26 protein-coding genes are annotated in these 19,855 nt (G+C 70.8%); 4 read left to right on the top strand and 22 right to left on the bottom strand.

Annotated features, from left to right (window positions below):
• Nucleotides 1-92: 92 nt before the first annotated feature.
• A complete protein-coding gene (locus tag FHR56_RS10515; RefSeq protein WP_160947622.1) occupies nucleotides 93-464 on the top strand; it encodes a DUF423 domain-containing protein in 372 nt (123 codons plus the stop codon).
• A gap of 59 nt (nucleotides 465-523) precedes the next feature.
• Here the strand turns inward: FHR56_RS10515 and FHR56_RS10510 are convergent, their stop codons facing one another.
• From FHR56_RS10510 to FHR56_RS10455, 12 genes are all read right to left on the bottom strand, one after another.
• The gene (locus tag FHR56_RS10510; protein ID WP_160947623.1) at nucleotides 524-1,960 is read right to left on the bottom strand and encodes an FAD-binding oxidoreductase; all 1,437 of its coding nucleotides are present in this window, start codon (nucleotides 1,958-1,960) and stop codon (nucleotides 524-526) included.
• A gap of 40 nt (nucleotides 1,961-2,000) precedes the next feature.
• A complete protein-coding gene (locus FHR56_RS10505; RefSeq protein ID WP_160947624.1) occupies nucleotides 2,001-2,597 on the bottom strand; it encodes a hypothetical protein in 597 nt (198 codons plus the stop codon).
• Nucleotides 2,594-3,403: a M15 family metallopeptidase gene (locus tag FHR56_RS10500; protein WP_160947625.1), complete on the bottom strand. Its 810-nt coding sequence runs from the start codon at nucleotides 3,401-3,403 to the stop codon at nucleotides 2,594-2,596. Before FHR56_RS10500 ends, FHR56_RS10505 begins: the two co-directional genes overlap by 4 nt.
• Nucleotides 3,404-3,486: 83 nt before the next feature.
• Nucleotides 3,487-4,305: an APH(3') family aminoglycoside O-phosphotransferase gene (locus FHR56_RS10495; protein ID WP_160947626.1), complete on the bottom strand. Its 819-nt coding sequence runs from the start codon at nucleotides 4,303-4,305 to the stop codon at nucleotides 3,487-3,489.
• A gap of 244 nt (nucleotides 4,306-4,549) precedes the next feature.
• Nucleotides 4,550-5,143, bottom strand: a complete 594-nt coding sequence (locus FHR56_RS10490) for a hypothetical protein (RefSeq protein ID WP_160947627.1) — start codon at nucleotides 5,141-5,143, stop codon at nucleotides 4,550-4,552.
• The gene (locus FHR56_RS10485; RefSeq protein ID WP_184502625.1) at nucleotides 5,140-5,427 is read right to left on the bottom strand and encodes a hypothetical protein; all 288 of its coding nucleotides are present in this window, start codon (nucleotides 5,425-5,427) and stop codon (nucleotides 5,140-5,142) included. Before FHR56_RS10485 ends, FHR56_RS10490 begins: the two co-directional genes overlap by 4 nt.
• Nucleotide 5,428: 1 nt before the next feature.
• Complete coding sequence (locus FHR56_RS10480; protein ID WP_019798882.1) at nucleotides 5,429-5,605, bottom strand: DUF4177 domain-containing protein; 177 nt, start codon at nucleotides 5,603-5,605, stop codon at nucleotides 5,429-5,431.
• Complete coding sequence (locus FHR56_RS10475) at nucleotides 5,602-5,781, bottom strand: Arc family DNA binding domain-containing protein (RefSeq protein ID WP_148828821.1); 180 nt, start codon at nucleotides 5,779-5,781, stop codon at nucleotides 5,602-5,604. Before FHR56_RS10475 ends, FHR56_RS10480 begins: the two co-directional genes overlap by 4 nt.
• Nucleotides 5,778-6,065: a hypothetical protein gene (locus FHR56_RS10470; RefSeq protein ID WP_160947689.1), complete on the bottom strand. Its 288-nt coding sequence runs from the start codon at nucleotides 6,063-6,065 to the stop codon at nucleotides 5,778-5,780. The genes FHR56_RS10475 and FHR56_RS10470 overlap by 4 nt, the downstream gene beginning before the upstream one ends.
• 13 nt (nucleotides 6,066-6,078) lie before the next feature.
• Entirely contained in the window at nucleotides 6,079-6,951 is an 873-nt protein-coding gene (locus FHR56_RS10465) for an SPFH domain-containing protein (RefSeq protein WP_160947628.1), read from the bottom strand.
• Nucleotides 6,952-7,325: 374 nt separating this feature from the next.
• Nucleotides 7,326-7,952 carry a DapH/DapD/GlmU-related protein gene (locus FHR56_RS10460; RefSeq protein ID WP_160947629.1) on the bottom strand — a complete coding sequence of 209 codons (627 nt, stop codon included), beginning with the start codon at nucleotides 7,950-7,952 and terminating at the stop codon, nucleotides 7,326-7,328.
• Complete coding sequence (locus FHR56_RS10455; protein WP_160947630.1) at nucleotides 7,942-9,093, bottom strand: Rieske 2Fe-2S domain-containing protein; 1,152 nt, start codon at nucleotides 9,091-9,093, stop codon at nucleotides 7,942-7,944. Before FHR56_RS10455 ends, FHR56_RS10460 begins: the two co-directional genes overlap by 11 nt.
• Nucleotides 9,094-9,260: 167 nt before the next feature.
• Here FHR56_RS10455 and purT point away from each other — a divergent pair, with 167 nt between their 5' ends.
• Nucleotides 9,261-10,448, top strand: a complete 1,188-nt coding sequence (purT, locus tag FHR56_RS10450; RefSeq protein WP_160947631.1) for a formate-dependent phosphoribosylglycinamide formyltransferase — start codon at nucleotides 9,261-9,263, stop codon at nucleotides 10,446-10,448.
• A 79-nt stretch (nucleotides 10,449-10,527) separates the two neighbouring features.
• On the opposite strand, the gene FHR56_RS10445 is transcribed toward purT, so the two are convergent.
• From FHR56_RS10445 to FHR56_RS10415, 7 genes are all read right to left on the bottom strand, one after another.
• Nucleotides 10,528-11,163, bottom strand: coding sequence for a hypothetical protein (locus tag FHR56_RS10445; protein ID WP_160947632.1), 636 nt, complete (start codon nucleotides 11,161-11,163; stop codon nucleotides 10,528-10,530).
• Complete coding sequence (locus FHR56_RS10440) at nucleotides 11,160-11,801, bottom strand: hypothetical protein (RefSeq protein ID WP_237473314.1); 642 nt, start codon at nucleotides 11,799-11,801, stop codon at nucleotides 11,160-11,162. The genes FHR56_RS10445 and FHR56_RS10440 overlap by 4 nt, the downstream gene beginning before the upstream one ends.
• A 7-nt stretch (nucleotides 11,802-11,808) precedes the next feature.
• Nucleotides 11,809-12,564, bottom strand: a complete 756-nt coding sequence (locus tag FHR56_RS10435; RefSeq protein WP_160947633.1) for a PhnD/SsuA/transferrin family substrate-binding protein — start codon at nucleotides 12,562-12,564, stop codon at nucleotides 11,809-11,811.
• Nucleotides 12,561-13,061: a PAS domain-containing protein gene (locus tag FHR56_RS10430; protein ID WP_160947634.1), complete on the bottom strand. Its 501-nt coding sequence runs from the start codon at nucleotides 13,059-13,061 to the stop codon at nucleotides 12,561-12,563. The genes FHR56_RS10435 and FHR56_RS10430 overlap by 4 nt, the downstream gene beginning before the upstream one ends.
• 9 nt (nucleotides 13,062-13,070) lie before the next feature.
• Entirely contained in the window at nucleotides 13,071-13,454 is a 384-nt protein-coding gene (locus tag FHR56_RS10425; protein ID WP_202405153.1) for a roadblock/LC7 domain-containing protein, read from the bottom strand.
• Between the two features lie 290 nt (nucleotides 13,455-13,744).
• Complete coding sequence (locus FHR56_RS10420; protein WP_160947635.1) at nucleotides 13,745-14,977, bottom strand: endonuclease/exonuclease/phosphatase family protein; 1,233 nt, start codon at nucleotides 14,975-14,977, stop codon at nucleotides 13,745-13,747.
• A gap of 91 nt (nucleotides 14,978-15,068) precedes the next feature.
• Nucleotides 15,069-15,830 (bottom strand): arginyltransferase, encoded by a 762-nt coding sequence (locus FHR56_RS10415; protein ID WP_160947636.1) that lies wholly within the window; start codon nucleotides 15,828-15,830, stop codon nucleotides 15,069-15,071.
• 199 nt (nucleotides 15,831-16,029) lie between these two features.
• Here FHR56_RS10415 and FHR56_RS10410 point away from each other — a divergent pair, with 199 nt between their 5' ends.
• Complete coding sequence (locus tag FHR56_RS10410) at nucleotides 16,030-16,635, top strand: EF-hand domain-containing protein (RefSeq protein ID WP_160947637.1); 606 nt, start codon at nucleotides 16,030-16,032, stop codon at nucleotides 16,633-16,635.
• Between the two features lie 240 nt (nucleotides 16,636-16,875).
• Here the strand turns inward: FHR56_RS10410 and FHR56_RS10405 are convergent, their stop codons facing one another.
• The 3 genes from FHR56_RS10405 to FHR56_RS10395 all read right to left on the bottom strand — a co-directional run bounded on the left by FHR56_RS10405 (nucleotide 16,876) and on the right by FHR56_RS10395 (nucleotide 19,263).
• Complete coding sequence (locus FHR56_RS10405) at nucleotides 16,876-17,397, bottom strand: DUF2007 domain-containing protein (protein ID WP_184502488.1); 522 nt, start codon at nucleotides 17,395-17,397, stop codon at nucleotides 16,876-16,878.
• A 10-nt stretch (nucleotides 17,398-17,407) separates the two neighbouring features.
• Complete coding sequence (gene tesB / locus FHR56_RS10400) at nucleotides 17,408-18,316, bottom strand: acyl-CoA thioesterase II (RefSeq protein ID WP_010341175.1); 909 nt, start codon at nucleotides 18,314-18,316, stop codon at nucleotides 17,408-17,410.
• Between the two features lie 167 nt (nucleotides 18,317-18,483).
• Nucleotides 18,484-19,263 (bottom strand): enoyl-CoA hydratase/isomerase family protein, encoded by a 780-nt coding sequence (locus FHR56_RS10395; RefSeq protein ID WP_160947639.1) that lies wholly within the window; start codon nucleotides 19,261-19,263, stop codon nucleotides 18,484-18,486.
• A 34-nt stretch (nucleotides 19,264-19,297) separates the two neighbouring features.
• Here FHR56_RS10395 and FHR56_RS10390 point away from each other — a divergent pair, with 34 nt between their 5' ends.
• The gene (locus FHR56_RS10390; RefSeq protein WP_160947691.1) at nucleotides 19,298-19,744 is read left to right on the top strand and encodes a copper chaperone PCu(A)C; all 447 of its coding nucleotides are present in this window, start codon (nucleotides 19,298-19,300) and stop codon (nucleotides 19,742-19,744) included.
• Nucleotides 19,745-19,855: the final 111 nt, after the last annotated feature.

Below are 19,855 nucleotides of genomic sequence, written 5' to 3'. Positions count from 1 at the left end.
TGGACGAGTGAACCGGAACGCGCCGCATCTTGCGGCGCGTTCTGTTTATGGGGGGGGCGGCAAACGCTGCCGTGCTCCCGGAGGGATCGCACATGCTGACGTTCGATCGCCGTACGCGCGGGCCGTTCTGGCTGAGCAGCGCCGGCGCACTGCTCGCGGCCGTGTCCATCGGCCTGTCCGCCTATGCCTCGCACGGCGTGGCCGAGCCCCTGGCGCAATCGCACCTGCAGACCGCGGCGCTGTACGCCTTCGGCCACGGCGTGGCGCTGGCGGCGCTGGGCCGCCGCAGCGAGCGCCTGCTCGGACGTGTTGCGCTGTGCCTGTTGCTGCTGGGGACCTTGCTGTTCTCCGGCAGCCTGGCCGGCAACGCACTGGCGCAGTGGCCGACCCGGCTGGCGCCGATCGGCGGCACCACGCTGATGTTGGGCTGGCTGCTGTGGGCGGGGGATGCGCTGCGGCGTTGACGCTGGCACTCCGCTGCGTGCCGTCTCGGCTCTTGCCCTGTCAGGCGCGCGCGTACCGGTTATGCACGCGGCAGGTACTTGTCCCATAGATGGTTGCGGAAGCGCCCTTGCGGGTCGACCTGGTGCTTGATCCGCGCGAACGCCTCTGCCTCCGGATAGGCCGCGGCGAACTGGCGTGTGCTGGCATGCAGACGGTACGGCAGGTAGTAGCGGCCGCCGTGCGCCAGTGCGGCATCGATCAGTTGCCGCGTCCATACCGCCGCGTCACGGTCCGCGGCCATCCCACTGCGCTGCTTGTGGTACAGCACGAACGAGAACACCGGTTGCGTCGCCCAGCGCAGCAACGCCACCGTGTCGGCAGGCGAGTGGCGGATGGAGACGTTGAGCGCGTTGACCTCATGGCGTCGCAGGATCGCTGCCATGTCCTGTGCGAATGCGGCGAATGCCGCCACCGGCACGAAGTATTCCTGCAGCAGGAAGGTGGACAGGCGCCGCGTGCGCGGCTCCAGCGCATTCGCATCCAGGCTGGCCTGGCAGTTGCGGCGCATAACCGCCGGCGTGTGCAGCAGCGGTTCGGTCTGGTAGCGCTCGCGCAGCCATGGACCCATCGGTAGCTCCGAGGCAGCCCAGATCAGGGACCGTTCGCGCGCGTAGTCCTGCCCACGGGGCAGCAGCCGGCGAGGTTCGGTCGGTGTCGCGATGCTGCGCCGCCAGGTCACCGCCAGCGGCTGGTCGAAGCGTGGCGGCATCAGATCGGCATTGTGCATGACCGCCAGCGGATCGCTGGCGATGCGTTCGGCGAAGAACGCCGGGTAGTCGGCCAGTGGCAGCTGCTGGACGTGGCGTTCGAGCAGATCGTTGTGCGCCAGCGACAGCTCGGCTTCGGTGATCACGCCGAGGCCGCCGTAGCCGCCGATCGCCGCGGCGAACAGCGCCGGGTCGCGCTGGCGGTCGAGTTCGTGCACGCTGCCTTGCGCATCGACCAGTTGCAGGGCCTGCACCGTGTGCGCGATGGGACCGGCGTGCAGGTAGCGGCCGTGGCAATTGACTGAGATCGAGCCACCGACGCTGAAGTTGCTGTAGCTCTGCATCACCGCAATCGAAAGATCGTGCGGATCGATCTGGTCCTGCACATCGCGCCAGCGCATGCCGCTGCGCACGCGGATCCGCTGCGCTTCCCGATCCAGCCGCACCACGCCGATCAGGCTGCGCAGATCCAGATGCAGCGAATCGGCGGCACTGACCTGGCCGCCCATGCTGTAGCACGCGCCCCCGACCGACACCGCGCCGTTGCTGTCGCGCAGCAGGGCGTCCACCTCCGCGGTGCTGCGCGGTTGCGCGATACGTGCGACACGGGTCCGGTCGATGGCGGCGATGTCGCCGACCTCCAGTGGATCCGGGGCGCTGCGGCCGCATCCCGGCAGCGCCAGGGCGGCGCCCGCGCCGAGCAGCGTGGCGCTGGCGGCACGGCGGCTATGATCGATGTGCTCGTCCATCAACGACGCTGTCCTTGGAACAGACGGGGCAGTGGGCCATTCAGGGGGCGGCCACCAACTCGATCTGCGCCTTCAGGCGCACCCACGCGTCCTGGCTGGGATCGTTGACCGTGACCTGCACGGTGTAGGTGCCGAGGGGGTCGCTGTCCTCGAAACGCAGTTGCACCGACAGCGGTGCCAGTTCCAGCAGGCCGGCGGCGGCCGGCGGGCCGCCCATGCCCAGCGGCCGCATCGGATCCTGCAGGGTGGTGCTGCCGTCGGGGCCGAGCACGCGCAGGCTCATCTGCGCATCGCAGGCGCCGCCGTTGTTGGGGCTGGGCGCGCAGCCGGAGTACAGCAGCGCCACGCGCAGCAACTGGCCGCGATGCACGCGCGCGATCGTGCGCAGCTGCGGCGCATGCGCGGCCTCGGTCTGCCCCCACTCCTGCGCGAACGTGGCGAAGTCGGCGTCGTCGGCGATCTGCAGCGCGGCGGCGAAGGCCTTGTCGTGCCCGCGCTCGGCGCTGTCGGGCAGGGGCTGGCCCTGCCGGTCGTGCCATTGCGCGGCGGCGCAGCTGGGCAGCGCCAGGGCCAGCAGCGTCAGCGCCCGCCAAGCGGCGGTGCCGGCGCGCGGCCGGCGGGTGTGGGAACGGATCATGCGCAAGCGGCCTCCTGCCAGCACCAGTGCCAGGGTTCGTAGACGATGCCATGCGGGTTGTCGCGCGGATAGCTCATCCGGTAGCCGAAGGCGCCGGCGTGCGTGCGCAGCCAGGCGAAGGCGGGCGTGCGTTCGAAGCTTTCCTCCGCTGGCGGCTCGCCGGGCGTGCCGATGTCCAGGGCGTGCCCGCTGTGATGCTCGCTGAAGCCCGGTGCGGCATTGGCCGCGAGGATCTGCTCCAGGGTCTGCCCGCGGGCGAATTTGCGCGCGAAGATGCCCAGTTGATACGCGTGACTGCGATAGCCGGAGATTGCCTCCAGCACCACGCCATCGCGCGCGGCGGCACGGCGCAGCGCATGCCAGGCGCGTGCGGCACCCGCGCTCAGCCACAGCGGGCGCCGGTAGCGGTCGTTGCCGGCCGCGTGCAGGGTGGCCGGCTCCGGCTGCAGCGGCAGGCCGCTGCGCTGCGCGTAGGCGTCGGCGGCCAGGCCCAATTGGTCCAGTTGTTCCTGCAGCGCGTGCAGCGGCAACCAGGCGTCGGCTTCGCGCAGTGCGCCGCGTGCGGGCAGCGCGTCGAGCCGATCCAGTGCCGCGTCGATGCCGGGTTCGTGCATCAGCCTCGGCACCAGCGCGTGCAATCCGTGTGCGTTCGCGGTCGCCAGGTAGCGCCCGTCGTGCTTGCGCCGCAGCAGCCAGGTCGCTTGCGCGAGCTGGCGCGCGTCGGCGTTGCTGCGGGCGCGCAGCCGCGCGGCCGGCAGCAGTTCGATGGACTCGGTGTTGAGCAGCAGGTGGGGAACGGTGCGCATCGGCACAGGGTAGAGCCAAGCACCGCGGGCGGCCAGTCGCGCGGGCAATCCTGCCGCGCCGCGCACGATGCGGCGGACGCGGTTCAGAAGAACTCGTCGAGCAACTGGTGGAACTGCAGCCGCTTGCGGTCCGGCGTAGCGATGCCGTACGCGGCGAAGAAGCCGCCGGCGAGCGCCGGGCCGAACTCGTCCAGGCAGTTGGCCAGGATCGCCAGGTCCTGGTACGGATCGGCGACCCCGGCACGGCCGAGATCGATCACCCCGACGACGTGGTCCGCCGCGTCGAGCAGGATGTTGTCCAGCGAATAGTCGCCGTGGCACAGCACGCGTTCGCTGGCCAGCGGCAGCAGCGCGCTCATCGCCTGCCACACTGCGTCCGCCGACCAGCCGGCACGCGCCGCGTCGAAGTCCTCGGTGTCGACCAGGCCCGCCTGCAGCCGCTGCTGCGCCGCGGCCAAACGCAGCGGGTGGCTCGCGTCGAACGGACAGGTGTCGATCGGCACGGCATGGAAGCGACGCAGGAACTCGCCCAGCGCCTGCACGATGCGCTCGGCCTGCGCGGGCGCGTCCTGCAGCCACTGGTAGGCGGTCTTGCCCGGCAACGCTTCGCTCAGCAGCCAGGCGCCAGCGGCGTCGGCCTCGAAATGCAGTGCGCGCGGCACGCAGCCTGTCCCGCGCAGCCAGTGCAGCCGTGCGAACTCGGCCACCACCTCGTCGTGCGAGATGCCGGTGCCGCGCTTGAGGTACAGATCCGGCGTGCCGGCACCGTCGAGCCGGTAGACCTGGGCGCCGGCTTCGCCGACCAGATTGCGGTGCCAGTGCAGCCCGTGCAGCCGCGCCGACAGCGTCGGCGGCAGCGCCGGGGCGGTGGTGGGAATCTCGCGGGGCGCTGGGTCGTCCATCGGGCCGATCCTTGAGGCGTCATGTGGAGGGCGACGTCGTCGTCGTCGTGACGCGCGCGGCTGGCGACGAGGACGAGCGTGGCTGGTGTTCCAGCATATCGTCTTGCAGACGCCAGAACGTCCGACTTGGCCTCCTCGACGTACTGGACGCGTGCGAACCGCGAGAACTTGCCGCACCGCGCGCAGCATGTCGTGCCCTGTGCGGCCGGTCGCAACAGCGACGACCCGGCGACGCGTGTCGGACTCAGGCCAGGCGGCGGGCCGCGCGGGGTGTCCCTTCGCCGCCGGGCGCCCGCGCCGAGAGCGTCTGCCATTCCTGCAGCACCTGCCTGGGCTGTTCGACGCTGAGCAGCAGCCAGCCGCCCTCGTGCAGCGGTACGGCCAGCACGCGATCGCCGGTGATCAGGCAGAACGCCTTGTGCCCGTCGCGGGTCCGGACGTAGCCCGCGTGGAAACCGGGGTAGCCGAAACCGAACAGCTTCAATGCCGGCTTGAAGCCGGTGTGCTCGGACAGCGCGACCACGCGCGCGGCCTCCAGGCGCAGCGCGGGCAGCGGCACGCGCTTGGTCAGGAAGGTCGCCCGTATTTCCACCAGGCCGTCGCGCAACAGCACGCGCTGCCGCGCGAAGGTGGCGGTGCCGGCCACACCGATCAGGGCCAATAATCCGAAATGCCACCAGAGCGCGCCGGGCCGTGCGGCGTGCAGCGCAAAGGCGCCGATCACCGCGGCCACGAGCAGCAGCGGCAGCCACAGCCACACGGCCAGGCCCAGCCGATGCGCCGGTGCCACCGGATACTGTCGTGCCGGCGAGGGCGACGTGGATCGCGGTCGGCTCATGGCGTGGCTCCGTGGGTGGCGGGCAGGGCGCGGACGCAGGCGACGACATCGGCGATCAGGGTCGGGAGGACGTGGTCGGGCGTCGCGTACGCGGCCGGTCCGGGTGCATCGCGACGGGCGATACGCAGGTGGTTCAGGGCGGGATCGCGGTGCTGGTCGGCTTCGACCGCGGCGAAGCCGCCGGCCTGCAGGCGATCCAGCAGCGCGCCGGCGGCCGCTGCCAGCGCCGAGCGCGGGCGCAGCAGCGCCACCCGTGCAGGCGCGAGAACCCGATGCGGATGCATGTCACACCTCCCGCTTGAACATCATCAGCGGTTTGGTGCCCGGCAGGGTGAGGACGTTGACCAGTTCCCAGCCGAGCTTGCCGTGCTTGTTCAGATCGGCCTGCAGTTCGTCCAGTTTCAGCCCCAGCATCAGCGTGGTCTTGGCCTCGACGGTGAGATATTCCCAGCGCTTGCTCATGATGTGCGTTCCTTGTCGTCGCCGGGCTTGGGCAGCCGGCCCGCCTTGCGCAGCGCGTCGCGCAACACGTACTCGATCTGCGCGTTGAGGCTGCGCAATTCGTCGTCGGCCCAGCGCTGCGCCGCCGCCAGCACGTCGGCGTTGATGCGCAGCGGGTAGGCCTTCTTCTCGCTCATGACCGCTCCTGCCGCGCGGCGTCGCTGCGCCGCAGGTGCAGCAGCATCGACACGATCAGCGCGTTCACCGTCAGCAGCAGCGCGATCGCCACCGCATAGACGCCGGCGCGCTGGCCGCCGGTCCAGTACAGCGCCGCCGCGCCGATCAGGATCGCAAGGCCGATCAGCGCCCAGCGCAGGCCCAGCCCGCGTGCGCGGTCGTCGCCCTTGCCGCCGACCCAGGCGGCGATGACCAGGGCCGGCAGGCCGGAGAGGGCGAGCGCCAGCGGCGCGATGGCGTGCATGCTCATGGACACGTCAGTACAGCGAGCCGGCGTTGACGATCGGCTGGGTGCCGCGGTCCGAGCACAGCACGGTCAGCAGGTTGCTGACCATGTGCGCCTTGCGCTCCTCGTCCAGCTCGACCACGCCGTTCTTCTGCAGTTCGGCCAGGGCCATCTCGACCATGCCCACCGCGCCGGCGACGATGCGGGTGCGCGCGGCGATCACCGCGTTGGCCTGCTGCCGCTGCAGCATCGCCTGGGCGATTTCCGGGGCGTAGGCGAGGTGGCTGATGCGCGCCTCGATGACGTCCACGCCGGCCTGGGTCAGGCGTTCGTCGAGGTGGCGCTTGAGCTGTTCGCTGATCTCGTTGGGGTGGCTGCGCAGCGAGATCTGCCCGTCCTCGTGCTGGTCGTAGGGATAGCTGGTGGCCATCGCACGCAGTGCCGCCTCGGACTGGATATGCACGAAGCTCTCGTAGTCGTCGACGTTGTAGACGGCCTCGGACGCGTCCATCACCTGCCACACGATCACCGCGGCGATCTCGATCGGGCTGCCGTCCAGTTCGTTGACCTTGAGCCGGCCGCTCTCGAAGTTGCGCACGCGCTGGCTGACCTTGCGCTTGCTGAAGAAGGGATTGTTCCAGCGCAGGCCAGGATCCTTGACCGTGCCCACGTAGCGGCCGAACAGGCTCAGCACCGCGGCCTGGTTCGGTTCCAGCGCGTACAGGCCGACCACCAGGAACAGCGCGATGGTCAGCACCGGGATCGCGACCAGCAGGGTCCACGGCATCGCCGACGGCTGCAGCACACCGGTGGCAACGATCGCGCCGGCCCCAGCCACGAACACCAGGACCAGACCCACGATCATCGGAATGCCGGGCAGGGAGGAACGGGGCTGCTCTTTCATGGTGGACGTCCTTGGGTGGTTGGACGAAAAGATATCAAATTGATATCAGGTTGCAAGAGGGCCGGGATTCGGGATTGGGGATTCGGGATTGGTGAGGAGCCGGGATTCGGGATTCGGGATTCGGGATTGGTAGAAGCTAGGCACGCGACGGGCAAAGGGGTTTACTTGCGCGAATCCCGGATCTGGTTGTTTCGAAGTGAAAGTCACTGCGAGAGCGAGCCGGTCGCTGCCTGGCCGAGGTCGTCGAATGCAAGTTGGAGGCAATGTCCCCGGCTGGCAGCAGGCAGTCGGTACGGTGTCAGCCCGTCATTGCCCCGCTTTTGCCAATCCCGAATCCCTAATCCCCAATCCCGCCGCCTGCAAGCGGCGACCACTCACCCGCCCAGGATCAGCACCGGCGTGCGGAAACCGCTGAGATGGTGGGTGCCGGTGGCGATGTCGTTGCGGTAGCGGCCGGGGATCTCGATCTGGCAGCGTTTGCCGATGCGTACGCCGGGGCCGATGTCGACCTGCCGGCCAAGGGTGGCCTGGGCGCCGATCTGCGCGTCGGCACCGAGCGTCACGCCGGCCTCGATCCACGCCGAGGCGCCGACCTTGACCGCCGATTCCAGCACCGCCGCCGCGCCGATCCAGGCGTTGAAGCCGATGTCGCAGTGCGCATCGACGATGGCGCCGGCGCCGATCGCGCAGTTCTCGCCGACGCGCGCGCTGGCCGCCACCTGCGCGCCGCGGCAGATTAGCGGCGGCATCTTGAAGCCGCGGGCCTTGAGTTCGCCCATCAGCTCCTGGCGGCGGAAGTTGAGGAACTGCGCGCCCCAGGCGACGAAGGCGGTGGCGCCGGTGTCGGCCAGCGCATGCAGGGCATCCAGGTCGAAGCGGTAGTCCTTGCCCTGCGCCACGTCCAGCGGGTGCAGCACGCAGTCCGGCGCCGCCTCGGCCCAGGCCGCGAGCGCCCAGCGCAGCAGCGCACCGCTGCCGACCACGTATTTTTCAGAGGACATGGCGGCCCTCCATGACGTCCATGTACCAGCGTTCGATCTGCATGTTGGCGTGCTCGTAGTCGCCCAGCACGGCGCGCGGGGCGCCGGCGCGCAGTCCCGACTGCACCTGTTCCATGATGTCGATGTCCTCGCGCAGCACCTTCTCGGCGCCGTGCAGATGCCCCAGCAGCACCGCGTCGGAACCCGGATAGCGATGCTTCTTGCGTGCGGTGACGTAGTAGACCAGCAGGTCGGTGCGCTGCGCCGACACCGGCTGGTGGTGCTCGATGATGAAGGAATAGCCACCCGAGCCCGAGGCGATGTGCAGGTTCGGGTACAGCAGCCAGTTCAGATACCAGTCGTCGGTGCCGAAGCGTTCGACGTGCGCGTGCCAGGGGTAGTGCGCCATCGCCAGCAGCGGCTCGTTGAGCCCGCCGCTGCTGAACTCACGCAGGCGCGCCAGGTGCGCCTCGCGCGAGGCGCTGCCCTCGGCGTGGTAGCGGCGCGCCTCGGCGATGCCGGCATCGTCCATCTGCACCTGGAACTTGACCTGCTGCGCCAAGGTGCGTGCATGCACGAAGCGCGGATGCAGCGCGTCGCGCAGGTTCTCGTAGGCCAGCTTCCAGTTGAAGTTGGCCTCGAAGGTCGCCACCAGCACTTCGTCGTCGAACTGCTCGGAGGCGGCGCGCAGCATTTCCAGCGCCTCCAGCGAGAACTGGGCCTCCAGCGGCATCGGCGCGGCCGACAGGTTCACGAACACCAGCTTGCCGATGCAGGCCACCGCGAAGCGGCGCAGCCGCAGGCAGGCGCGCGCCTCCGGGGCCAGGCGGTAGGCATCGTCCTGGAAGGGGATGTTGTCCACGCCGCCGTCGGCGCCGTAGCGCCAGCCGTGGTAGCTGCACACCAGCGGGCGCACGCCCTGCGGTTGTTGCTGCAGCGGGTTCTGCCGGTGCAGGCACAGATTGTCGAAGGCGCGCAGTTCGCCGTCGATGTTCTGCACCACCACATCCACCCCGCACACCGAGAGGCGCACGAAGGCGTTGGGCTTGTCCAGCAGCATGCGCGGCGCCACGAACTGCCACAGCGGCATCATCAGCTGGGTACGTTCGCGGGCGAACCAGGCCTCGTCGATGTACGCCTCGGCCGGCATCAGCGATTGCATGGGCACTCCCCGGCGGTGCGGCAGGGCGTGCCGTGGCGGTTTTCGGCGCTGCGTGCGTGCATGGCGACATCCCCAGTGACGCTGCAGAAGATAGCACTTCGCTGCGTGCCGGCGAGGAGCGCCGGGCCGTTAGAATGGTGCCCCCTCTCCGCGCAGGCGCCGCCGCCATGGTCACTCTGGGAACCCCGTTGTCCGCTTCCGCCACCCGCGTGCTGCTGCTCGGCTCCGGCGAGCTGGGCAAGGAGGTGGCGATCGAACTGCAGCGCTTCGGCGTGGAAGTGATCGCGGTCGACCGTTACGCCGATGCGCCGGCGATGCAGGTCGCGCACCGCAGCCACGTGGTCGACATGCTCGATGCGATGGCGCTGCGCGAGCTGATCGCGCGCGAGCAGCCGCACCTGATCGTGCCGGAGATCGAGGCGATCCATACCGAAACCCTGGTGGCGCTGGAGCGCGACCTCGGCCAGCGGGTGATTCCGACCGCGCGCGCGGCGCGGCTGACCATGGACCGCGAAGGCATCCGCCGCCTGGCCGCCGAGACCCTGGGCCTGCCGACTTCGCCGTATCGCTTCGTCGATACGCCAGAGGAATACCGCGAAGCGATCGCCGCGGTGGGCCTGCCGTGCGTGGTCAAGCCGGTGATGTCGTCCTCCGGCAAGGGCCAGAGCACCCTGCGCAGCGCCGCCGACATCGATGCGGCCTGGGAGTACGCGCAGACCGGCGGCCGCGCCGGCGCCGGCCGCTGCATCGTCGAGGGCTTCATCGACTTCGACTACGAGATCACCCTGCTGACCGTGCGCCACGCCGGCGGCACCGCGTTCTGCGATCCGATCGGGCACTGGCAGAAGGACGGCGACTACCGCGAGAGCTGGCAGCCGCAGCCGATGTCGGCGCTGGCCCTGCAGCGGGCGCAGGACATCGCCCGCGCGGTCACCGACGATCTCGGCGGCTGGGGTTTGTTCGGCGTGGAGCTGTTCGTCAAGGGCGACGAGGTCTGGTTCAGCGAAGTGTCGCCGCGGCCGCACGACACCGGCCTGGTCACCCTGGTGTCGCAGGAACTGAGCGAGTTCGCCCTGCATGCGCGCGCGATCCTCGGCCTGCCGATTCCCGCCATCCGCCAGAACGGCCCGTCGGCCTCGTGCGCGCTGCTGGCGCACGGCGAAGGCGTGCCGCGCTTCGGCAACGTCGACGCCGCCCTGCAGGCGCCGGACACCGCGTTGCGCCTGTTCGGCAAGCCCAGCGTGCACGGCCACCGCCGCGTCGGCGTGACCCTGGCCCGCGGCGCCGACATCGAACAGGCGCGCCAGACCGCCCGCGACGCCGCTGCCGCCCTCACCATCGACCTCGATGCCTGAAACTTCGCGCACGGGAAAAGCGGGCCGCAAGACAAGCCCGCTTTTTCATCCCCGCTCCCGAATCCCCAATCCCGGCCGCTCAGGCCGGCGGCGCAAACCGTGCCGCCGCCAGCCGGATGCTCCACACCAGTTCCACCATCGCCAGGTTGTTGAGCAGCGCCTCGCCGCCCAGCACCAGCCAGTAGCCGGCGCCGTCGACCCAGAACGGCACGAACGACCAGTCCGGCAGCAGCAGTTGCGGCTCGCTGTAGAACGCCACGTAGCGGTGCGCGCCGTGCCAGCCGCGTGCGCTCTGGCGCTGGGCGAAGCCGGCGAAGTCGGCCGCGGCCACGCTCAGCGTCTCGGCCTGCTCCTGGTCCAGGCCGGCATGGCCCAGGCAGAAGCCGCTGTCGGAGGCCAGCACCGCGCGGCGTTCGGCCGACAGCGGCGCGATCACGTGCTGGGCGAAATCGTCCAGGCGGATTTCCGGGCCCGGCACGGCGCGCCGCAGTAACTGCACCCATTGCTGGTCGCGCGCGTCCTGCAGCAGGCGCTGCGCGTCGCCGCCCACGCGCTGGCGCCATTCCTGCAGCGACAACGCACCGTGCGCACCGAGCAGCAGTTGCAACGCGCGCTGCATGCGGTCGGGCGTGGCGCTGGCGAAGCCGTGCAGCACGCCATGCGGGGTCGGCATCAGCCAAGTCGGTTCGGAACTGGTCGGTTCGGGGGCAGTCATCGCGGCGCACTCGCGCTGGAAAAGGACAGGGCGTCGACGCTGCGGCCGCCCAACGGTTCGCGCTGTTGCAGCCAGCGCGCGGTACGGTCCCAGCGGTCGCCCAGGGCCAGTGCGTGGCGGCGCAGTTCGCGCGTGGCGAGCATGAAGGCGAGCTTGTCCTGGCAACTGATGCAGTAGTCCAGGAACTCGCGCTCGCAGCGCGCCGCGGCGATCGGCGCGCCGTCGCACAGCGCCTCCACCACTTCGCGCACCATCCGCCGAGAATGGTCCGGGCTGGCCCGGCGCACCCGCGCCGGCACGTCGGCCGACGGGCGCGCCAGTACGCTCCAGCGCGTGGCCAGGGCGTTGATCGGCAGCAGCGCATGCCCCTGGCTGTGGCGCTGGAAGGCCTCGGCCACGTGCGGCGGCAGATGCGCCGCGGCCATCTGCAGCGCCAGCTGGCGCAGGGCGACGTCGTGCCGCGGCAGGGCCACGAACAGGTCGGCGAGCACGCCCTGGGTCGGTTCGTTGTCGTGCAACTGCAGCGCGGCGTGCAGCCGCGCCAGGTGCGCGGCGGCGTCGCGCGGATCGCGCAGCAGGGCGCGGGCATGGGTACGCATCACCAGGCGTGCGGGATCGCGAGCGGGAGTGGTGGCCATGGGCGCCTCAGTCCAGCAGGGTGTCGATCAGGTCGATCATGAATTCCGCGTCCTCCATGGCCATCGCCTCGAAGCCGCGTTCCAGGCCCAGCGCGTCCAGCACCGCCTGGTCGTCGCGGTGCGCGGCATCGCCGAGCGTGAGCAGGGCCTCGCGCAGCACCGGCAGTTGCGGGCCCAGGCGCGGATGCGCCAACAGCACGTGGCCGATGTCGCACAGCGCGCTTTCCACCAGCGGGCGCAGCCGCGCGCGGGTCAGCCGCGACAGGCCGTGGTAGGCAGTGGCCAGGAACAGGCCGGCGTCGGCTTCGCCTTCGAGCAGCAGCCGCGCGACCGCGGCATAGCTGCTGGCCGGACGCCAGGCGATGCGTTCCGGCTCCAGGTCGGCCGGCTCCAGCAGGCGCAGGCCGATCAGGCGCACGTCGTGGTTGGCGGTCAGGGCGATGCGGCACCCGTAGGGCAGGTCTTCCACGCAGCGCGCCGGCGCCTCGGCCGCGGTGGCGATCACCACCTCGTCGGCGTGCCCGCGCGGCCGCACCAGCGGCAGATAGCCGCGGTGGCGGATCAGCGCGCTGGCGTCGAAAGGGCTGGCGTACACCAGGTCGACGCCGCCGCCGTCCAGCACTTGCCGCTGTTCGGCGGCGTCGGCCGGCATCAGCAGGCGCAGGCCGATGCCGGCACGGCGTTGCAACACCGTGCTGAGCAGGTACCAGCCGCCGAAGTATTCGGGCGCGAAGTCCGGCGCGACCAGGAAGGTATGGCTCATGCCGGCGTCTCCGCGCGCTCGTCCTGCAGCCATTGCGCGTACAGCGGCTGCAGCGCGTCGATGCGTCGCCGCGACGGCTTGCGCCGCACCGAGGTGAAGCCGACCACGCGGCCGTCGCGCACGTTCGGCAGCGCGGTGGCGTAGACCCAGTAGCAGGCGCCGTCGCGGCGCAGGTTCTTGACGTAGCCGTGCCACTTGTCGCCGGCCAGCACGGTCTCCCACAGCGCGCGGAACGCGCGCCGCGGCATCTCCGGGTGGCGCAGGATGCAGTGCGGCGCACCGATCAGCAGTTCGCGCGGCCAGCCGCTGAGTTCGACGAAGGCGTCGTTGGCGTGGGTGATGATGCCGTCCAGGTCGGTGCGCGAAACGATCAGGCGCCCGTCCGGGTAGGCCACCTCGCGTTCGCTCCAGTACACCGTGCGGCGGCTGCCGTCGTGGTAGCGCAGTTCGGTGCTGCGGTGCGGCTCGTGCGGCGGATCCATCGGCGGCAGCGGCATGGCGGCCCCCTACAGGATCTGCTGCAGCGCCTGCGCGGCGCGCTTGATGTCCAGGAACACCAGGCCCAGCCTGGCGCTGGGCTTGGCCAGCACGGTGAGTACCGCCTCGCGGCCGGCCGCACTCATGATCACGTAGCCCGACTCGCCCTGGATCAGCACCCGCTCCAGCGCGCCGCGCGCCAGTTCGCGCGCGCTGCGCTCGCCCAGCGCGAGCAGCGCCGCGGACATCGCGCCGACGCGGTCCTCGTCCATGCCCTGCGGCATCGCCGAGGCGATCATCAGCCCGTCCAGGGAAATCAGCGCCGAGGCCTCGATGTCGGCGGTGGCGCCGTTGAGGCCTTCCAGCGCCTGTTGCAACTGTTGCGTTCGCATGCTCGCCTTCCGCTTGCGCATCCCGACCGGGTGCGGAAGGCATTGGACCGCGTCGGCGCGGTGTTGCCCTTGATCTGGATCAAGGCCGATGCCGGCGCGCGGCGCGGAACGTCTGCGGCGCGGCCCTGGTCCGCCGGTGTTTGCCGAAAGTCGGGTAGTTCACATGCCCGTGGCGCCTTCGGCCAGGCGATCGATGCAGTTGCACTGGCGGCAAGCCAGCCCCTGGGGACATGGCGGCTGGTGTGGCAAAAAGAAAAGGCGGCCGATCGGCCGCCTGTGGGGCGCTGCAAGCGCCGCGGGGTGCGCCGCGCTTACGGTCCCGCGGCGACGTCGACCCAGACCAGATGGTGGTCGCTGCCGTCGGCGATGGCGGCGGCGGGATCGCTGGACGCCGGCCAGAACACGCCACTGTCCAGATAGCGGAAGTTGCGCGACGGCAACACGTAATCCAGGCGCATGGTGCCGGCCTTGGGGCCGAAATCGCCGGTGACCTGCTGCGGCGGGCCGCGATGGTCGATGCCGGTGGCCGCGTAGGCGCGGGTGGTCTCTTCGCCGCCGGCGCTGTGCGGGGTGGGGTATTGCAGCACGCGCGGATGCGTCACCAGGGCGCGGATCGCGTCGTGGCGGCCGTCGCCGTCGATCACGTCGTTGTTGAGGTCGCCGAGCATCACGAACTGCGCATCGGCGGCCAGCCCGCCGCAGCGGCCGGCGTCGTCGCACAGCCAGCGCGCCTTGCCGCTGCCGGCATCGTCCAGGTAATCGCGCCACAGCCGCAGTTCGTCGTGGTTGCGTGCGGCGTTGCGTTTTTCCGCGCCATCGAACACCGGCGGGGTCGGATGCGACACCAGCGCATGCAGCACGCCCAGCGGGGTACGCACCGGCACGTCCCAATGCGATTTCGACGACAGCCGCAGTTGCGCCCACACCGCGTCGCTGTGGAAGAAGCGGCCGGTGGCCGGATCGACCGGGCGCAGCGCGTCGGGCATCGCGCTCCACTTGAACAGGCGGAAGCTGCGCACCGCCGCGGTGTCGATCGGGTACCTGGACAGCAGCAGCATGCCGTACTGGCCGGGATGCAGGCCGAAACCCCAGGCGTCGTTGCCGCGCGCACGGCCTTCGCCGCCGACGTGGCCGTCGTTGTCCAGGTCCAGGCCGCTGGGCACGCCGGTATTGACCGGCGCCAGGTAGCGGTAGGGATAGCGCAGCGCCGCACCGCCATGCGGCTGCGGTACCGCCAGGTAGCGCTGTTCGAACAGGTCGGCGGCGCGGTGCGCGTCGTCGTAGTCGAACTCGTTGAGCAGCACGATGTCAGGTCGCACCTGCTGCAGCACCGCGGCGATCTTGCGTGCCTGCGCACTGTCGCCCTGCAGCGCGGCGATCAGGCCGCCGGGTGCGTCGGCATTGAGCGAGGTGTTGTAGGTGGCCAAGCGCAGCGTCGTGGCGGCTGGCGCGGGGGCGTCGGTCATCGCAGGGGCGGTGGGAGCGGTGTGCGCGCAGGCGCCGCACAGCAGGGTCAGGGCGAGCAGGAGGAGGCGTGATGTCATGCGCCAAGTTTCGCATGCGCTGCATGTCCGCACGATGGCGCGGCGACGTGCGGCGGCAGCGGCTGGGCAGCGCGGTATCGGTTGCCGTGGGCTAGCCGCCGAGCTGGCGCAGGTAGTCGTCGAAGTCGCGCCAGTGGCGGCCGTCGTAGGCCTGCAACGGCCGGAAGCGGCGCTTGTAGTCCATCTTCTGGTGGCCGCGGATCCAGTAGCCCAGATACAGATGACGCAGGCCGTCGCGTCGCGCCCAGGCGATCTGCTGCAGGATCGCCAGCGTGCCCAGGCCGCGCGCGCCGGCGTCCGGGTCGTAGAAGGTGTAGACCGCCGACAGCGCCTGCGCGGCGATGTCGGTGACGGCCACCGCCAGCAGCGGCCCACGCCTTCCATCCGGCATGCGTTGCCGCAGTTCCAGGAAGCGCCCGTGCGACCAGCGGCCGATCAGGAACTGGTCGAACTCGTGTGCGCCGTGATCGTCCATGCCGCCGCCGGGATGGCGATGCTGCAGGTAGCGCTGGTACAGCGCCAGCTGTTCCTCGCTGCGTTCGGCGGCGACGATGCGCACCTCGACATCGGCGTTGCGCGCCAGGCAGCGGCGCTGGCTGCGATCGGGTACGAAGTCCTCGACCGGGATGCGCACCGCCACGCAGGCACGGCAGTGATCGCAGTGCGGGCGATAGACCAGGTCGCCGGAGCGGCGGAAGCCCCAGCTCAACGCCAGCGGATACAGCGCGCCCAGGCGCGGGTCGTGCGGGTCCAGCACCAGGTCGCGGGCTTGCCGCTCGGGCCAGTAGCCGCACGCGTGCTGGCCCGTCTGGAACAGCCGCAGGTCGTCGCTGGCGTCGGAATGGATGGCCATGCCCTGAGCATAGCGCTTCGCCATCGCAGGGGCCGCGACTGTCCCGTCCATGAATACGCCCGGCCGTGGGTCAACCGCGGCGACGGCGGGGCGTTGTCTGCAGGGAAGGCGCCACGGCGCCGGCCCGTTGCGCGGGCCGCCCGCGGCGCCGGACGCCTGCCGTCCTGGCAGGTTCCTCATCATCCTCAGGGAGTGACCCATGAAGTCTCGCAACCCGCTGCTTGCCCTGGCCGTGCTGGCCGTCCTGTCCGGAACCGCCTACGCGGTTCCGCCGCCGCCGGCCGATCCCGCCGCGCCTGCCGCTGCCGGCGGCATCGCCACGCTCGACAAGAACGGCGATGGCGTCATCGATCGCAGCGAAGCCGCCGCCGATCCGCGCCTGGCCGAACATTTCGACGCGCTGGACAAGAACCACGACGGCAAGCTCAGCCGCGACGAGTGGCCGCGGCACGGCCGCCACGGTGGCCCGGGTGGACACGGCGTGCCCGGCGCGATGATGGCCAAGCTGGACACCAACAAGGACGGCCGCATCAGCCGCGCCGAAGCGCAGGCCGATCCCAAGCTCGCCGCGCGCTTCGACAAGATGGACGTGAACAAGGACGGCTACATCGACCGTGCCGACTTCGAGCTGCGCGCCAAGCAGCATCGCGATGCCTGGTTCACCGCGGCCGACACCAACAAGGACGGCATGCTCAGCCGCGCCGAGTTCGATGCGGCGCAGGCCAAGCGCTGGGCGCACCGCCCGGCCGGACCGCGCGGTGGCGACACGCCGCCGCCGCCGATGCCGGCGCCGGACAACAACTGAGTCATTCGCCGCAACACGGCTTCACTGCATCAAGGCGCCGATCGACCGCGCCCCTGTACCGCAAGGTGCAGGGGCGTTTTGCTGTGTGGGAGGTGGGGCGTTCGCGTTCGCGTGCGCGACGCGGCGTCGCGCTAGTGCAGGCGTGGGCTGCGCGCGCAGTGCGGCGCAGGCAGACAGGATCCTGCATCAGTCACGATACGTCGTCGCCGATGCGCGCAGCACGGCGCCGCGCGCGCTGCCTCAGTTGCCGCGCGGCGCCGGCTGCACGCGCACGCGCACCTCATCGCTGCCGGTGTCTTGCGCCGGTGGCGTGGCCTGCTGCGTCGCGGCGGGCTGGGCCGGTACGGCGGTAGGCGCGCGGTTGTCGCGGTGGCGCAGCACCGTCACCAGCGCCGCCGCGCCGATCGCCAGCAGCAGGGCGATGCGGATGCGCCAGGCCCAGCGCTTGCCGGCGTCCACTTCCACCTGCGAGCGGAACTCGTTCAAGTACGGCGCACGGCCCTGTTCGGGATCGCGGCGGGTGCTGTCGAGCAGCCCGGCGTCGCGCAGCAGTTCGCGCGCACGCGGCTGGTCGTTGGCATGCACCACCCACACCGTGGGCTGGGCCTGCGCCGCCACCGGGTCGAGATAGCTGAACTGGCCGCTGCGGCGGCTGCGGTAGGAGCGGCCGTTGCTCAGCCGCACCTCGATACCGGCATCGCGCAGCAGCGCGGCCACGCCTTCGGCGGTTTCCACGCGCTGGCTGCTGAAGATCTGACGCATGTCGGTGTCCTCAGCGCTTCGCCGGAACCTGCGCCGCGGCATCGGCGTCGGGCACCACGCGGATCAGGCCTTCCTGCGCGGTGCTGGCCACCAGGGTGCCGTCGCGGGTAAAGAACTGCCCGCGCGCCAGGCCGCGCGCACCCTGCGCGCTGGGGCTGTCCAGCGAGTACAGCAGCCAGTCGTCGGCGCGGAACGGGCGATGGAACCACAGCGCGTGGTCGAGCGAGGCCATCTGCACGTTCGGCGTGTAGTAGCTGATGCCATGCGGGAAGGTGGCGGTGCCGAGCAGGTGGAAGTCCGAGGCATAGGCGAGCAGTGCCTGGTGCAGTTCCGGCGCATCGCCGACCGGCTCGCTGAGGCGCAGCCACATCTGCTGGAACGGCGGGCGCTTGGGCGGATTCAGTTCGTCGCGCGGATACACGTGGCGGAACTCGAACGGCCCGCCGCGCGAGAGCCAGCGCTGCACCTTGGTCGGCAGCGTCGCCAGCACTTCCGGGCGTGCCGCCGGGGTCGGTTCGATGTCTTCCGGCTGCGGCACTTCCGGCATCTTCAGCTGGTGGGTGGCGCCGTCTTCCTGTTCCTGGAACGAGGCCGCGCAGAAGAAGATCACCTTGCCGTGCTGGATCGCGGTGACCCGGCGCACCGAGAAGCTGCCGCCGTCGCGGGTGCGGTCCACGTCGTAGACGATGGGATGCTCGATGTCGCCGGCACGCAGGAAGTAGGCGTGCAGCGAGTGCACGCGGCGCGCGTTCTCCACCGTGGCCTGCGCCGCCGACAGCGCCTGGCCCAGCACCTGGCCGCCGAACACGTACTTGGTGCCGATGTCGCGGCTCTGGCCGCGGAACAGGTTGTCCTCCAGCCGCTCCAGCGACAGCAGCTCGATCAGTTCGGACACGACGGGGGCGGGCTTGGCGGACAAGAGGCGGGGCCTGGCGACGGACGTGCGCCGATTATACCGGGCCGTCCGCGCGCGCCTGCGGCCGCGCGATCGCTCGGGCCTGGGGGCACGTCTTTCTGTCCCGCTCACCCGGACGCGCACAACCGTGGCGCGGCATGCCCGGGGATCGATGGCACGCCCTAGCCCTACTAGCCCTTGCCCAGCCGCGCCGCCAGCGCGCGCAGCGCGGCCTGGGTGTCCGGCGCCTGCCAGTCGTCGATCAGCCGTTCCAGGCCGATGTGCTCGTCGGCCAGCGCCGCGCGCAGGTCGGCGCGGGCGATGGCGCGGGTCTGCAGCATCGGCTGCCGCGGCCGCTTCAGCAGTTCCAGCAGCCAGGCCAGCGCGCGCGCCACCACCAGGTCGGCGTCGACCAATTCGTCGACCAGATCGATCTCCAGCGCGCGCTCGGCGCTGACCAGGTCGCCGCCGACCAGCAGGCGTTCGGCGCGGTGCGCGCCCACCACCCGCCGCAGCAGGCGCTGGATGCCTTCCGGGGCGACCAGGCCGACCTGGGTCTCGTTGAGCCCGATGGTGACCGGACGCGCCGGCTCGGGGCTGCGCGCCATCACCCGGTAGTCGCAGCACAGCGCCAGCACGCAGCCGCCGGCCGGGGCGTGGCCGGTCAGCGCCGCCACCACCGGCATCGGGCTGGCGGCCAGCGCGCGCGCCGCGCCGAAGAACTGCTGCCAGCTGGCGAGCAGCTTGGCGCGGTCGTCGCCGTGACTGAGCAGGTGCGGCACGTCCATGCCGGCAGAGAACAGCCGCTCGTTGCCCGACAGCACCAGGCCGTGCGCGCCGTCGGCGCCGGCCTGCTCGATCGCCTGGATCAGTTGCTGGCACAGCTCGGTGTCCAGCGCGTTGACCGGCGGCCGCGCCAGGCGCAGCTCGCGGATGGGGCCGTGGTTGATCACGTCGATGAGCGTCGTCATGCTGCGGTCTGCTTTCGAAGAAGGAACCGCGGCGATGATAACCAAACCATTCGCTGGCGTATTGATGGTGCTATGCGTGGTCGCCACCGCGGCGTCGGCCGCAGAACCGGCCTGCCTCACCCTGGAGCAGGGCTGGGTGCGGTTGCCGCCGAATCCGGCCATGCCGATGACCGCCGGCTATGGCGTGCTCCACAACGGCTGCGGCAAGGCGGTCACGGTCACTGGGGCCAGCAGCCCCCGCTTCGGCGATGTGTCGCTGCACGAGACCACGCTGGTGGCCGGCGTCAGCCGGATGCGCGCGGTCGAGCGTGTGCCGCTGGCCCCCGGCGCCCGCGTCGAACTCAAGCCCGGCGGCATGCACCTGATGCTGATGCAGGGCACGGGTGCGCTGACCGAAGGCCAGGCCGTGCCGCTGCAATTGCAATTGGAAGATGGTGGCAAGGCCGACGCGACGCTGACCGTGCGCAAGCAGGCGATGTAAGGGGAGTTCCTTGGTACTCGTAGGAGCGGCTTTAGCCGCGACAGGCATTCACTGCAACGCGCGTCGCGGCTGAAGCCGCTCCTACAAGGGCTGCGGCGCTGCAAAAAGCGG

The organism is Xanthomonas sp. F10, assembly GCF_014206815.1.
GTDB classification, from domain to species: Bacteria; Pseudomonadota; Gammaproteobacteria; order Xanthomonadales; family Xanthomonadaceae; genus Xanthomonas_A; species Xanthomonas_A indica.
This window is presented reverse-complemented; position numbering and strand designations above follow the sequence as displayed.

What these genes read in the sequence shown, in the direction of transcription:
- FHR56_RS10410 (WP_160947637.1), top strand. Translation starts at nt 16,030, where the DNA reads ATGAAGTCTCGCAACCCGCTGCTTGCCCTGGCCGTGCTGGCCGTCCTG.
- FHR56_RS10460 (WP_160947629.1), bottom strand. Translation starts at nt 7,952, where the DNA reads ATGTCCTCTGAAAAATACGTGGTCGGCAGCGGTGCGCTGCTGCGCTGG.
- FHR56_RS10440 (WP_237473314.1), bottom strand. Translation starts at nt 11,801, where the DNA reads ATGGCCACCACTCCCGCTCGCGATCCCGCACGCCTGGTGATGCGTACC.
- FHR56_RS10500 (WP_160947625.1), bottom strand. Translation starts at nt 3,403, where the DNA reads ATGCGCACCGTTCCCCACCTGCTGCTCAACACCGAGTCCATCGAACTG.
- purT (WP_160947631.1), top strand. Translation starts at nt 9,261, where the DNA reads ATGGTCACTCTGGGAACCCCGTTGTCCGCTTCCGCCACCCGCGTGCTG.
- FHR56_RS10475 (WP_148828821.1), bottom strand. Translation starts at nt 5,781, where the DNA reads ATGAGCGAGAAGAAGGCCTACCCGCTGCGCATCAACGCCGACGTGCTG.
- FHR56_RS10480 (WP_019798882.1), bottom strand. Translation starts at nt 5,605, where the DNA reads ATGAGCAAGCGCTGGGAATATCTCACCGTCGAGGCCAAGACCACGCTG.
- FHR56_RS10470 (WP_160947689.1), bottom strand. Translation starts at nt 6,065, where the DNA reads ATGCACGCCATCGCGCCGCTGGCGCTCGCCCTCTCCGGCCTGCCGGCC.
- FHR56_RS10445 (WP_160947632.1), bottom strand. Translation starts at nt 11,163, where the DNA reads ATGACTGCCCCCGAACCGACCAGTTCCGAACCGACTTGGCTGATGCCG.
- FHR56_RS10510 (WP_160947623.1), bottom strand. Translation starts at nt 1,960, where the DNA reads ATGGACGAGCACATCGATCATAGCCGCCGTGCCGCCAGCGCCACGCTG.
- FHR56_RS10405 (WP_184502488.1), bottom strand. Translation starts at nt 17,397, where the DNA reads ATGCGTCAGATCTTCAGCAGCCAGCGCGTGGAAACCGCCGAAGGCGTG.
- FHR56_RS10505 (WP_160947624.1), bottom strand. Translation starts at nt 2,597, where the DNA reads ATGATCCGTTCCCACACCCGCCGGCCGCGCGCCGGCACCGCCGCTTGG.
- FHR56_RS10430 (WP_160947634.1), bottom strand. Translation starts at nt 13,061, where the DNA reads ATGCCGCTGCCGCCGATGGATCCGCCGCACGAGCCGCACCGCAGCACC.
- FHR56_RS10415 (WP_160947636.1), bottom strand. Translation starts at nt 15,830, where the DNA reads ATGGCCATCCATTCCGACGCCAGCGACGACCTGCGGCTGTTCCAGACG.
- FHR56_RS10425 (WP_202405153.1), bottom strand. Translation starts at nt 13,454, where the DNA reads ATGCGCAAGCGGAAGGCGAGCATGCGAACGCAACAGTTGCAACAGGCG.
- FHR56_RS10515 (WP_160947622.1), top strand. Translation starts at nt 93, where the DNA reads ATGCTGACGTTCGATCGCCGTACGCGCGGGCCGTTCTGGCTGAGCAGC.
- FHR56_RS10435 (WP_160947633.1), bottom strand. Translation starts at nt 12,564, where the DNA reads ATGAGCCATACCTTCCTGGTCGCGCCGGACTTCGCGCCCGAATACTTC.
- FHR56_RS10455 (WP_160947630.1), bottom strand. Translation starts at nt 9,093, where the DNA reads ATGCAATCGCTGATGCCGGCCGAGGCGTACATCGACGAGGCCTGGTTC.
- FHR56_RS10495 (WP_160947626.1), bottom strand. Translation starts at nt 4,305, where the DNA reads ATGGACGACCCAGCGCCCCGCGAGATTCCCACCACCGCCCCGGCGCTG.
- FHR56_RS10395 (WP_160947639.1), bottom strand. Translation starts at nt 19,263, where the DNA reads ATGACGACGCTCATCGACGTGATCAACCACGGCCCCATCCGCGAGCTG.
- FHR56_RS10490 (WP_160947627.1), bottom strand. Translation starts at nt 5,143, where the DNA reads ATGAGCCGACCGCGATCCACGTCGCCCTCGCCGGCACGACAGTATCCG.
- FHR56_RS10420 (WP_160947635.1), bottom strand. Translation starts at nt 14,977, where the DNA reads ATGACATCACGCCTCCTCCTGCTCGCCCTGACCCTGCTGTGCGGCGCC.
- FHR56_RS10465 (WP_160947628.1), bottom strand. Translation starts at nt 6,951, where the DNA reads ATGAAAGAGCAGCCCCGTTCCTCCCTGCCCGGCATTCCGATGATCGTG.
- FHR56_RS10390 (WP_160947691.1), top strand. Translation starts at nt 19,298, where the DNA reads ATGATAACCAAACCATTCGCTGGCGTATTGATGGTGCTATGCGTGGTC.
- FHR56_RS10485 (WP_184502625.1), bottom strand. Translation starts at nt 5,427, where the DNA reads ATGCATCCGCATCGGGTTCTCGCGCCTGCACGGGTGGCGCTGCTGCGC.